Origin of the sequence: Paenibacillus sp. oral taxon 786 str. D14 (assembly GCF_000159955.1) — a bacterium.
Lineage (GTDB): Bacteria > Bacillota > Bacilli > Paenibacillales > Paenibacillaceae > Fontibacillus > Fontibacillus phoenicis.
On record NZ_GG696005.1, the window covers coordinates 1 to 11955 of the forward strand.

12 protein-coding genes and 1 pseudogene are annotated in these 11955 nt (G+C 53.2%); 11 read left to right on the forward strand and 2 right to left on the reverse strand.

Going from position 1 to position 11955, the window contains the following annotated elements:
• Window positions 1-458, forward strand: a pseudogene (locus POTG_RS25045) (hypothetical protein); the annotation flags it as partial.
• On the opposite strand, the gene POTG_RS22200 reads toward POTG_RS25045, so the two are convergent.
• The gene (locus POTG_RS22200; RefSeq protein WP_009227098.1) at window positions 379-690 is read right to left on the reverse strand and encodes a hypothetical protein; all 312 of its coding nucleotides are present in this window, start codon (window positions 688-690) and stop codon (window positions 379-381) included. The pseudogene POTG_RS25045 and the gene POTG_RS22200 overlap by 80 nt on opposite strands.
• A 170-nt stretch (window positions 691-860) precedes the next feature.
• On the opposite strand from POTG_RS22200, the gene POTG_RS22205 reads away from it, so the two are divergent.
• From POTG_RS22205 to POTG_RS22250, 10 genes are all read left to right on the forward strand, one after another.
• Window positions 861-1472, forward strand: coding sequence for a DedA family protein (locus POTG_RS22205; RefSeq protein WP_036646703.1), 612 nt, complete (start codon window positions 861-863; stop codon window positions 1470-1472).
• A gap of 131 nt (window positions 1473-1603) precedes the next feature.
• Window positions 1604-2233 (forward strand): MBL fold metallo-hydrolase, encoded by a 630-nt coding sequence (locus tag POTG_RS22210; RefSeq protein WP_036646707.1) that lies wholly within the window; start codon window positions 1604-1606, stop codon window positions 2231-2233.
• 351 nt (window positions 2234-2584) lie between these two features.
• A complete protein-coding gene (locus tag POTG_RS22215; protein ID WP_009227101.1) occupies window positions 2585-2968 on the forward strand; it encodes a hypothetical protein in 384 nt (127 codons plus the stop codon).
• Between the two features lie 187 nt (window positions 2969-3155).
• A complete protein-coding gene (gene gatC, locus POTG_RS22220; protein WP_009227102.1) occupies window positions 3156-3443 on the forward strand; it encodes an Asp-tRNA(Asn)/Glu-tRNA(Gln) amidotransferase subunit GatC in 288 nt (95 codons plus the stop codon).
• 65 nt (window positions 3444-3508) lie between these two features.
• Window positions 3509-4963, forward strand: coding sequence for an Asp-tRNA(Asn)/Glu-tRNA(Gln) amidotransferase subunit GatA (gene gatA / locus POTG_RS22225; RefSeq protein ID WP_009227103.1), 1455 nt, complete (start codon window positions 3509-3511; stop codon window positions 4961-4963).
• A 33-nt stretch (window positions 4964-4996) separates the two neighbouring features.
• On the forward strand, window positions 4997-6436 hold the full coding sequence (gene gatB / locus POTG_RS22230) for an Asp-tRNA(Asn)/Glu-tRNA(Gln) amidotransferase subunit GatB (protein WP_009227104.1): 1440 nt from the start codon (window positions 4997-4999) through the stop codon (window positions 6434-6436).
• A 9-nt stretch (window positions 6437-6445) separates the two neighbouring features.
• Entirely contained in the window at window positions 6446-6904 is a 459-nt protein-coding gene (locus POTG_RS22235; protein ID WP_009227105.1) for a GNAT family N-acetyltransferase, read from the forward strand.
• Between the two features lie 196 nt (window positions 6905-7100).
• Complete coding sequence (locus tag POTG_RS22240) at window positions 7101-8918, forward strand: DUF4097 family beta strand repeat-containing protein (protein ID WP_009227106.1); 1818 nt, start codon at window positions 7101-7103, stop codon at window positions 8916-8918.
• 133 nt (window positions 8919-9051) lie between these two features.
• Entirely contained in the window at window positions 9052-9480 is a 429-nt protein-coding gene (locus POTG_RS22245; RefSeq protein ID WP_009227107.1) for a Fur family transcriptional regulator, read from the forward strand.
• Window positions 9481-9641: 161 nt separating this feature from the next.
• A complete protein-coding gene (locus POTG_RS22250) occupies window positions 9642-11357 on the forward strand; it encodes a glycosyl hydrolase family 18 protein (protein ID WP_009227108.1) in 1716 nt (571 codons plus the stop codon).
• An 82-nt stretch (window positions 11358-11439) separates the two neighbouring features.
• On the opposite strand, the gene POTG_RS22255 is transcribed toward POTG_RS22250, so the two are convergent.
• On the reverse strand, window positions 11440-11820 hold the full coding sequence (locus POTG_RS22255; protein ID WP_009227109.1) for a DUF2614 family zinc ribbon-containing protein: 381 nt from the start codon (window positions 11818-11820) through the stop codon (window positions 11440-11442).
• Between the last annotated feature and the right edge of the window lie 135 nt (window positions 11821-11955).

Here is an 11955-nt window from a genome sequence, read left to right on the forward strand (position 1 = left end):
GCCTCCGTTACGAGCCGGAGCGCGCCGAGCTATGGCTGGCATTGGGTCGGGCGCTGGCCCAAGCCGAACATCCCGCCGCTGCCCAGGCGCTGCGGCAGGGCATCGAGCTGAACCGGTACGACCGGGTTAAGCAGACGGCGGCGCTGCGCGAGCTATGGGAGCTGGCGCAGCGCTTGCGGGCGAGCGGCCAACTGCAACAGGCCGAAGCGGTGGCGTCGGCCGGGGCCGACTTATACGCGCGCTTCCTGCGTTTGGCAGGGAGCGTCGCCGCCAACCCGGCGTTGCGTAACGACCGGGACTTTCGGTTGACGGAAGAAGCCATAACGCTGGGGCGGGAGCTGCAGCAGCAGGCTCACCTTTATACAGGCGATGCCACCTCTATCCCCCAAACGCCGCGCGAAAAGCAGAGGACAACGCTTCGCGATCAACCTCCCACAGCTCAGCCAGCTCGGCGCTGACGGCTTCATCCCACCAATCCGCCAGCAGCTTGCGGTTGTTGATGTTTTCGCCGATCCACAGCAGATTGCCAATCACCTTTTTGTAATATAATGCTTCGCCTTCCTTGACTCGGTCCTCCGGAAGATAAACGCCAAGCCGCTTAATCGTCCGGTACAGCTCTTTGCTGCAGCTGCGGCGGATTTTGCGGGGATTCGGGAGGGAAGTTTGATGTTTCGCCGGGAAGTTTGCCATGGCAGAAGTCGCCTCCTTTTGCTCCAGCATATGCGGGCGGATTTCCCGAAGTCACCGGTGCGGCGAGCTGAAGTAGAACGCATGTCCATGGCTATGATAGAATAGACTGAGATTGAAGGCAGTTTAAAGCTGGCTTCAGGACAGAAGTTAACTGGAAAGAGGACGAAGCTGTGGATTGGATATCAAATCTAGTGGGCGTATTATTGGATTGGGTACAACAATTAGGGTATATGGGGATTATGCTGGGGCTCATGATCGAGATCATCCCCAGCGAAATTGTGCTGGCCTACGGCGGTTATCTCGTGCATCTCGGACATATTAATTTCATCGGGGCCGTCTTCTTTGGCACAGTAGGCGGTGTCATTGCTCAGTTGTTTATTTACTGGATTGGACGATATGGCGGCCGGCCGATTTTGGAGAAGTATGGGAAGTATATTTTGATTCAGAAGAAGCATATCGACGCATCTGAAGCCTGGTTTCAGAAATACGGTCCCGGGGTTATCTTTACGGCGCGGTTTATCCCGGTGGCCCGGCATGCCATTTCCGTTCCTGCCGGCATCGCGAAAATGCCGGTGGGCAAATTCCTGCTGCTGACGACCCTAGCGGTCATTCCGTGGTCGGTGCTGTTCGTATATTTGGGAATGCTGCTCGGTGAACAGTGGCAGCATGTCGACGAGAAAGCAGGTCCTTATATCATGCCGATTTTGCTGGGCGCTTTGGCGCTGTTAATTGTGTACTTGGTCGTCAAATCGTTCAGCAACCGAAGAAAAGGCGGTGCCTAAGTCGATAAAATCCGTATGAAGCCATATACCAAACGGATGGGCATAGTGAATTGGCGATGAACTTAAAGAGAGGAGGCGGAGTAAGCGAAGAAGCCCGTAAGGTTGGCTGCAACGCTTATTCCGAAGGATACATCATGCTGAAAATCGAGAGTTTTTCCTTAGGCCCCTTGCAGACGAATGCGTATTTGTTGCGGGGAGAAGACGAGAACCGTGCGATCATTATCGATCCTGGCTCGAACCCGGGGCCGCTGTTGCGCAGAATCGAAGGGTTGGAGATTGAGGCGATTTTGCTCACTCATGCTCATTTTGACCATATCGGCGGTTTGGACCAGATTCGGAAGGCTAAGAATTGTCCGGTCTATGTGCACCCGCTGGAAAGCGATTGGCTGACGACGCCAAAGCTGAACGGTTCCCTGATGTGGCCGGAGGCCGGACCGCCCATCTCCACAGATCCGGCGGAATTCGATCTGGCTGAAGGGCAGAAGCTTCACCTGATCGGGCATGAGTTCACCGTATTTCATACGCCGGGGCATTCCCCAGGCAGCGTGAGCTTCCTGTGCGGGGATGATCTTTTTTCAGGGGATGTGCTGTTCCGTCTTGGCGTAGGGCGCACGGATTTACCGGGAGGCCGTGAAGCGGACCTGTTTAACTCGATTCGCGGGAAGCTGTTCCAGCTGAAGGATGAGGTTAGAGTTTATCCCGGGCATGGTCCCCAAACGACCATCGGCTACGAACGGCAGAACAATCCGTACGTCTCTTAGAGAGTCGATGAAACCCTAATCATGGCGTTTGTGCAAAAAAAATCGACGAAATAGTACAAAAATAGTGGACAAAAGTGCAACCCTTTGATAGGATATACTTATTAAAACATTGTAACTTTTGCGAAGCACGCAAGCTGCGGAAATGATCCCGGTTTGCGTTCTTTTTTATGCTTTTTTGGGCTTGAACCAATGTCGGCGTGAACGAGATGTACTTCATGAAGCGAATCTGCATAAGCTATTCATATCCGGGATTCCGGGGTAGAACTTGACCAATCTCCGTCTCTTTTAGTAGGATTATATAAAGCAATACAAGTTGATGATTAGCATCCAAATAAATCAGGGAGGTAGACGATGCTTCATTTGGGAGAGAAAATTGTTATCGTCGGTGATGCTTTTGAGCAGAATCTTCCTGTTGGGGAATATGGCTACGTTATTGCTTACGACCGCAATCCGGACAATGCTTTTGACTATGTCATCCGGTCTCCGAAGACGGGGCGGAATTATTTCGTTCCTAAGAGCGATATAGAATCCGAAAGTCGGCTGATCGAGCAAGCAGCGGAACGCGCGACACAGGAAGCTTTGATCGATTACGCGCTGGCTACGCATAATGAGAAGCTGTTTCGGCAAATCATGAACGGCGAAGACAGCGATGCAGACGGGCAGCAGGAACCAACAAAGGAAGTAATGTCCCAAGCAGAGTTCATTAAACAAGTGAACCTGCGGGCATGGATATAAGAAGGGAGTCGGCTACAGGCCGGCTCTTTTTCTTTTTGCCGGGGAGGGATCCGCCTCCTTATAGCTCCTTTCCGCTTTAACGGATTGAATTGAACCGGAATCTACAATATAATTTTATTCAATTGTACAAGCATGGTAGAATGTACGAATAGTGCGGGAACGCATGACTAAAGGGAGGCATCTAAGCATGAGTATCCAGACGAAGGACGTTGAACACGTGGCGAGACTGGCCCGTTTGCACTTGACCGACGAAGAGCGGGACATGTTTACGGAACAATTAAATGCGATTTTACAATACGCGGAGAAGTTAAACGAACTGAATACAGACGATATCGCGCCGACCACGCATGTGCTGCATCTCAGCAACGTCATGCGGGAGGACGAAGTGAAGGAAAGCCTGCCGCCGGAGAAGGTATTCCGCAACGCACCGGAGGAGGAAGACGGTCAGTTTAAGGTTCCGGCCGTACTGGAATAGGTTATCCGCCTAAATGAACCAATCGACTAGAACGAACTTGAGTAAATAAAAGGAGGAAGCTTAGATTGGCGCTTTTTGATTTGCGTTTACAGGAGATACATAATCGGCTTCACAACAAGGAGTTGTCTGTTGCCGAATTGGTTAGCGAAGCCTTCGCCAGAATCCGCGAATACGACGGGAAGATCGGCGCCTACTTGACGTTGAACGAGGAGGGAGCCCGTGCGGAGGCAGCCCGTCTGGATGCCAAGTTGGCACAGGGGGAAGCCTGCGGTTTGCTGTTTGGACTCCCTGTGGGCATCAAGGATAACATGGTGACCGAGGGGTTGCTGACGACGTGCGGCAGCCAATTTTTGAAAAATTACGATCCGATTTACGACGCTACCGTGGTCACGAAGCTGAAGGAAGCGGAAGCGGTCACGATCGGCAAGCTGAATATGGACGAGTTCGCGATGGGCGGCTCCAACGAGAATTCCAGCTTCCATCCCGTGCGCAACCCGTGGGATTTAAGCCGTGTACCGGGCGGTTCCAGTGGGGGTTCGGCTGCAGCGGTCGCTGCAGGTGAGGCTTTCTTTACGCTGGGTTCCGATACCGGCGGTTCCATTCGCCAACCCGCATCGTATTGCGGTGTCGTTGGACTGAAGCCGACCTACGGCCGGGTATCGCGCTACGGCCTCGTGGCGTTTGCCTCTTCGCTCGACCAGATCGGGCCGATTACCAAAAACGTCGAAGACGCCGCCTACGTTCTGCAGGCGATCGCCGGTCACGATCCGAAGGATTCCACCTCGGCGGATGTGGAGGTACCGGATTATTTGAGCGCCCTCACCGGTGACATTACCGGGCTGCGCATCGCCGTGCCAAAGGAATATTTGGATGGCGTTGACCCGCAGGTTAAGACTGCGATTATGGATGCGTTGCGCGTGCTTGAAGGCCTTGGCGCTGTATGGGAAGAAGTATCGCTGCCGCATACGGAATACGCGGTGGCCGCTTACTATTTGCTGGCGTCCTCGGAGGCCTCGTCTAACCTGTCGCGTTTCGACGGCGTTCGTTACGGCGTCCGTGCCGACAATGCCGGTAACCTGCTGGACTTGTACTACGATTCGCGCAGCCAAGGCTTCGGACCGGAAGTGAAGCGCCGGATTATGCTGGGGACTTATGCGCTGAGCTCGGGGTATTATGACGCCTACTATTTGAAGGCTCAAAAGGTCAGAACGCTGATCAAACAAGATTTCGATCAGACCTTTGACAAATATGACGTGATCCTTGGACCAACGGCTCCAACTACTGCGTTCCCGCTGGGCTCGCAGGTTGACGATCCGCTCACGATGTATTTAAACGATATTTTGACGATTCCGGTGAGCTTGGCCGGGGTTCCCGCCATCAGCGTGCCGTGTGGATTTGCCGAAGGTCTGCCGGTTGGACTGCAAATTATCGGCAAGCCGTTCGACGAAAGTACGGTATTGCGCGTGGCTCACGCCTTTGAAGCGAATACGGATCATCACCAACAACGTCCCGCCTTGTAGGTTCCATAACAAAGTTTTGCAGGAGGATAGGCCATGTCAACATCCAAATATGAAACGGTGATTGGGTTGGAGGTGCACGTGGAGCTGCATACGAAATCGAAAATTTTCTGCGGCTGCTCCACGGAGTTCGGCGCCCCGCCTAATACGCATACCTGCCCGGTGTGCCTGGGGCATCCCGGCGTATTGCCGGTGCTGAACCGCCAGGCCGTCGACTACGCGATGAAAGCCGCGATGGCGCTGAATTGCGAAATCGGCGATGTCTGCAAGTTTGACCGGAAAAACTATTTCTACCCTGATTCGCCTAAAGCGTATCAGATTTCCCAATACGATCAACCAATTGGCAAGAACGGATACATCGATATCGAAGTGGACGGGAAGACGAAACGGATTGGCATTACCCGTCTGCATCTGGAGGAGGACGCCGGCAAGCTGACGCACGTGGACGGCGGGTACGCTTCGCTGGTGGACTTCAACCGCGTGGGCACGCCGCTCGTGGAAATCGTGTCCGAGCCGGACATTTCCTCGCCGGAGGAAGCGCGGGCGTATCTGGAGAAGCTGCGGGCGATCATGCTGTACTGCGAGGTTTCCGACGTGAAAATGGAGGAAGGCTCGATGCGCTGCGACGCCAACATCAGCTTGCGGCCGTGGGGTCAGAAGGAGTTTGGCACACGCGCCGAGCTCAAGAACATGAACTCGTTCCGCGGCGTGGTTCGCGGTTTGGAGTATGAACAGCTTCGCCAGGCTGAGATTCTGGACGAAGGCGGAGAGGTTGTGCAGGAGACACGCCGCTGGGACGAGGCCCAAGGCAAAACGTTCTCGATGCGCGGCAAGGAAGAAGCCCACGACTATCGCTATTTCCCGGATCCTGACCTGGTTACTCTTCACATTGATCAGGAGTGGAAGGACCGGATCCGCGCGTCGATTCCGGAATTGCCGGATGCCCGGAAGGCTCGTTACACTTCGGAATACGGCTTGCCGGAGTACGATGCCGGCGTCATTACGTCCTCCAAAGCGCTGGCCGACTTATTCGAAAGCAGCCTTGAGTATACGAAGGACGCCAAAGCGGTGTCGAACTGGATCATGGGCGATCTGCTCGGCTACCTGAACAGCAACTCGCTGGAATTGTCCGACGTGAAGCTGACCGGACAAGGTCTCGGCGAGATGATCGGCCTGCTGGAGAAAGGCACCATCAGCTCCAAGATCGCCAAAACGGTATTTAAGGAAATGCTGCAAAGCGGCAAGCTGCCGCAGCAGATCGTTGAGGAGCAAGGGCTTGTGCAAATCAGCGACGAAGGAGCGATCATGGCGATCGTTCAAGAGGTCGTTGCGAACAACCCGGCCTCCGTGGAGGACTACAAAGCAGGCAAGGAGAAGGCCATTGGCTTCCTTGTCGGCCAAGTCATGAAGCAAAGTAAAGGGAAAGCAAACCCGGGGCTGGTCAACAAGCTTCTGGTGGAAGTACTGAAGGGCTAGGGGCAGCTGGTGATCAAGCGACTCACGCTAAGTGACACCGATATTGTGGAACAGCTCTGGAGCTTGCAGCATTCGGCTTACCGGCTGGAGGCTCAGGCTATTGGTCTGACGGAGATGCCGCCGCTGCCGGATACGTTTGACTCCATCCGCACGAGCAGGGATGTGTTTATCGGTGAGCTGTCGGAGGACGGGGAGCTGCTAGGGGCAATCGCGGTCCGCGATGAAATGCCCGGAAGTATGGAGATCACCCGATTAATGGTTCACCCAAACCATTTGCGTCAAGGAATTGGAGCCAAGCTGTTGCAGTATGTCCTGACCAACCATCTGGACAAGCAGGAGTTTACCGTAACGGCCAGTCCGCAGAACGCCCCTGCCGTTGCGCTGTACCGCAAGTTTGGCTTTCGTCCGGTGCGGTCCGTCCAATCTGCATCTGGCGTAGAATTGATGATATACCGACTGAATCAGTAAAGAGATTCAAGCACGCTTTCAAACCGGATGGCTAAGGTTTGAGGGCGTGCTTTTTGATTAATCAAGCACGGATACCGCAGGTTATGGAGGGACCAGTTCCTTCCACGTTACAGAATAAGTTCGTATCGGTTATGATTAAGGAAAAGAGAGATTCGCGTTGGATGAAGCCCAACAGAGATAGAAAGAGGTGGGGGAAATGACGCCGGATATGCTGCCGATCGGACAGCCGCCGATGCAAGGGCGCTCGAAAGGATACCAGCCCCGGCGACGCAAGCGCAAGCTGATTGCCGGTCTGCTGTCCGCCCTGTTTCCAGGGTTGGGGCATTTGTATTTGCGCAGTTATTTACGCGGCCTTTGCTTCATGTATTTTGTCTTGATCGATGCTTCGGCATTGATTTATTTCTCTTCTGTCCGCATGGCGATTAATGTGCCGCTGCTCATATGGCTTGGCTTGTTAATTCCCGCGGCTTATTTCTTTAGCATTTATGATGTCCTTCAATCCACGGATGCCCACAATGCCCGTCTGAAAAAAGAACTCGAAACGAGCCAACCCCCTTTCGCGGATACCCCGTCCGGCCGAAGCTTCAAGCAGGGCCTCGGAGCGGGAGTGCTGCTGATCGGGGGCGGCGCCGTTTTGATTGTGCTTCAGCTGAAGCCGTATTGGCTTCAGCTGCTGGTGCAATACGCCGGAGCTTATCTGGTCTCTGCGGCGCTGGCGATGGCTGCGTTGCTGCTGATCCTGCGCGAATCGAAACGTCTCTTCCTGCGCTCGGGACGTTTTACTACAGCTGTGGTTCTGCTGACGACAGCGGGATTTTTGCTGCATGATGCGATGAAGGATGGGGACGCGTTGCGGCTGTTGATCCGATGGTGGCCGTTGGTGTTCGTTTTGTGGGGAATTGAGCATATTATAATATTGGTCTGGAAACGAATGAGAGCCATGCAAGCCAGATTCCGGCCGCGTGTCGACGTGAAGGGGTTGCTCCTGTCCATGTTTATGGCCTTCTCGGTGTTCGCGATAACGCAGCAGGACCAATACCTGCATTTATGGAACCGGGTCAGTCTGGATTTGACGGCCGCGGGGGCAGAGTATAGCGCACAGGAAGGCTACCGCGTGGAGAAACCCCAATTGGATCTCCCCATCGACCTGGATACCGAACGGATCGTTTTTGATGGAATGAATGGGGATATCGAGGTGCGTAAGGCGGAGATCGACCATATTATTGTCCGCTATACGGTTTGGATCGATCAACTGGAGAATGAACCAGCCCGTAGAATTGCGGCAGTCACGTCCATCGAGGCCGATATAGGGAAGACGCTGAATTTATCCGTTAAGGATAAGGCATACGGGGAGACTGGCCGCCGTCACCCGAAGGTGAACGTGACCCTGATTGTCCCGCAAAACCGGTTTTTAGATTTGGACATTTCCACCTCGAACGGGAAAATCACATTAACCGGTGTTCAGGCCATGAAGCAGGTGAAGCTGCAAACGGGGAATGGGAACTTACGGTTATGGGATGTGATAGGAGATGTTTCGGCCAAAACGTTAAACGGGGACGTCGAGCTGTATCGGATCTTTGGCGATGCCCAGATTGATACGCAAGGCGGGAATATCAAAGGCCGGGGGATTACGGGCAAGGCTTCCTTGTCCACTCTGGTAGGCGATATTACGTTAACCGAGGCACAGGATGGAATTCAAGTGCATACGAAGAACGGCAATATCCGGGTAGACGGCGTTCCGCTAGACCTGAAGGCCGAATCGCTTAACGGCAAAATCGAGATTACCTCCCGGCTGGTTGGCGGCGATTGGGACGTATACAGCGCGGTTGGCGAGCTGCGGGTCGAGCTTCCGGAGGAAGGGAACTACGAGCTTACGGGTTCGAGCGGATACGGAGATATTTTTACCGAGCTGCCCTTTGTGGTGGATCACAAGGAAATTCATGGTACGCTTGGAACCGGCGAGTTCAAGCTCAAGATCGATGGCAACAGTGATCTATATGTGAATAAAAGCTGAATCCCAGCGATACGCCTAGTTGCAGGCGTTGATCCTGCGTTGACAAAAGTTTTGACCTAACCGTACAATAATCTTACGGGCTTTTTTGCATAATGAACTATAAGGAATGAGCATTTAGAAGGCGGTGGACGAGATGACAACGCGCGTACAGCATGCCCTGGACCAACTGAAGAACAATGGAGTCCGCATTACGCCGCAGCGTCACGCCATACTTACGTATCTGATGGAATCGATGAGCCATCCGACCGCGGACGAGATTTACCGGTCCTTGGAGCCCCGCTTCCCGAACATGAGCGTAGCTACGGTATACAATAATCTGAAAATGTTGATTGAAGCCGGCATGGTCCGGGAGTTAACATATGGGGACAATTCGAGCCGTTTTGATGCGGACGTGTCCAATCATTATCATGTGATATGCGAGAAATGCGGAAAAATTGAGGATTTCATGTACCCCACTTTGGAAGAAGTCGAGCGCCAAGCGGAAGAAGCCACCGGTTTTGAGATTCACGGCCATCGGCTGGAACTGCATGGGGTATGTAAGGAGTGCCGTATGAAGCACTAAGGCAGTATTATCCTGTGAGAAGTAGATCAAACGTGTGGAATACCTTCGCGGATTCTTCACGTTTTTGTTTTTTTAGGTAACTTTCGGCGCACCTCATAAGTTTATTATTTAATAGGCGGAGATATCGATACGGAGGGTTTTCATTGAAGAGCAGAAGAGACATGGTTCAAAGGAAAAAGCGCGGCAGGAGAAGAACCAAATGGTTTTTCGGCCTGATTCTTATTATAGCAGGACTTTATTGGGCTCAATCGGAATGGCTGCCAAACCGCGAGCACGTTGATCCCGAATGGCTTGGCCGGGTGGATAAGCCTATTTTTGCGGATGGACAATTGCTAAGTGGCACCGGGATCGGATCGGGCGATAGCTTGAAGCTCCCGCTTCCGGTGATTCAGCAGATTATCGACCCGACGATTCGTTATGAGGAAGACACGAAGTCAGTGATCTTAACGACGCCGCAGAAGTTGGTTTTGCTCAAGGCTGACGAGAAGATCGCCAAAATCAATAATAAGCCGAAGGAGCTGCGTTTTGCTCCGGAGGAGAAGGATGGCGTCCTCTATCTTCCGGCACATCTGCTTCACGACTTGTACGGGGCAGAGGTGCAAGAGGATGCGGCCTCCGGCGTTGTTCTGCTCTATCGGGCGGGAGAGAAGATTCTGCCGGCTGCGGTAGACTCCGGTTCCAGTAAAAAGGACAGCACCGTTCCCCTGCGAACGGGCCCTAGCATTCATCAGCCGATTCTGGCCGATATGCTGGAGGAGACTGCGCTGCGGATCCTGGAGACTCCCGATGATCAATGGTATTATGTACAGCTTAATAACGGGTATACCGGTTATGTTCAGAGAAAGGACGTCGTGTTAGGAGAGGAACATGCCATCCCGGAACTCAAGCTGGAGCTATCCGCCGCCAAACAGAAATGGCAGTCCAAAACGGTGAATATGACCTGGGAAGCTGTATATCAGGTGGCACCCAAGCCGTCTTCCATCGGTAAGCTGCCGGGCATCAACGTTGTGAGTCCCACTTGGTTTTCCATGGTGGACGGGAAGGGCAACGTGAAGAGTAAAGCAGACCCAGCCTACGTCAAATGGGCTCATGGTCAGGGGATGCAGGTCTGGGGCTTGTTCAATAACAGCTTTGATCCGGATCTCACTTCCGAGGCGTTGGCCAGCTTCGAGAACCGGCTGACGACCATCCTGCAAATGCTTCATTACGCGAAGTTGTACGATTTAGACGGCATTAACATCGATTACGAAAATGTCTACACCAAAGACGGGGAGAATCTCACCCAATTCATGCGCGAGCTGCGCCCATTGGCCGAGGAGCAGGGCTTGATCGTTTCGATCGACGTGACCCCCAAATCAAACAGTGAGATGTGGTCGGCCTTTTTGGATCGCCGGGCCTTGGCCCAAGCGGTCGATTACCTCGTATTGATGGCTTACGATGAGCATTGGGCGGCCAGTCCGGTGGCCGGTTCCGTCGCCTCATTGCCTTGGGTACGCTCGTCGGTGACGCGGATTTTGGAAGAGGATGATGTGCCGCCGAGTAAGCTGATCTTGGGTATCCCGTTGTATACCCGGGTGTGGACGGAGACGGTGAAGGACGGCAAAACGGAGATCAAGTCCAAAGCAATTGGAATGGACAAGGCTCAGCAAATCATCGCCGAGAAGAAATTAAAACCGCGCTTCTCTGAAGAAACGGAACAGAATTACGTGGAGTATAAGGACAAAGAAGGATTGCACCGCATATGGCTGGAGGATGCTGAATCGTTAAAACGCCGTGTGGAAGTGGCCAAATCGATGAAACTGGCCGGCATCGCCACCTGGACACGGGCGTTTGCTTCCGACGAAGCTTGGGAGACCCTTCGGGAAATTGTAAAATAGACTGCAAAAAACCAAGCGGACCGCTGCTTTAGATGCAGCGGTCCGCTTGGCTTCTTTTTATCCAATGAGGATAGAATGACATTTAACTGGTGGTTGAAGCTCCGGTTGTTTGCTGTTGCTCCAATTCCTCGGCCGTGATCGTCGCTTGCGACGGGTCGAGGGTGAGGATGGTCTTGCAAAACATGCAGCGATCTGTTTTGCCTAGCATTTTGGTTAGCTTGTGACATTCCGGGCATTCCAGCTGCACTGCTGACGTGGACAACATGCCCGCCCAAAAATAAATGGCCAAGCTCGCGAGCATCGAGACCAAGCCGATGGCTAGTCCGATGGCAGCGATCGCTCTGCCTGCGGGTCCCCAGAATACGATCCCGGCGGTACCCAGCACCATTAGGCCCATCCCAAGCATGGTCAGCAACAAGCCCCATAAACGAAATTCATTAATTTTGCTTGATTTAAAGAACATTGGGCCACCTCGTTTCTATACTCTTTAAGGGGAGAGGCTCCCCACTTTTCCAAGTGCTCCAAAAAACAAAGAAGGAAACTTAGATTAGGCGTAGAACTATATTATAACGAATTGGCAGGAGTACGCCAAGCTGGC

Coding starts and splice junctions, on each gene's coding strand:
- POTG_RS22200 (WP_009227098.1), bottom strand. CDS start 690: ATGGCAAACTTCCCGGCGAAACATCAAACTTCCCTCCCGAATCCCCGC.
- POTG_RS22215 (WP_009227101.1), top strand. CDS start 2,585: ATGCTTCATTTGGGAGAGAAAATTGTTATCGTCGGTGATGCTTTTGAG.
- gatC (WP_009227102.1), top strand. CDS start 3,156: ATGAGTATCCAGACGAAGGACGTTGAACACGTGGCGAGACTGGCCCGT.
- gatB (WP_009227104.1), top strand. CDS start 4,997: ATGTCAACATCCAAATATGAAACGGTGATTGGGTTGGAGGTGCACGTG.
- POTG_RS22240 (WP_009227106.1), top strand. CDS start 7,101: ATGACGCCGGATATGCTGCCGATCGGACAGCCGCCGATGCAAGGGCGC.
- POTG_RS22245 (WP_009227107.1), top strand. CDS start 9,052: ATGACAACGCGCGTACAGCATGCCCTGGACCAACTGAAGAACAATGGA.
- POTG_RS22250 (WP_009227108.1), top strand. CDS start 9,642: ATGGTTCAAAGGAAAAAGCGCGGCAGGAGAAGAACCAAATGGTTTTTC.
- POTG_RS22255 (WP_009227109.1), bottom strand. CDS start 11,820: ATGTTCTTTAAATCAAGCAAAATTAATGAATTTCGTTTATGGGGCTTG.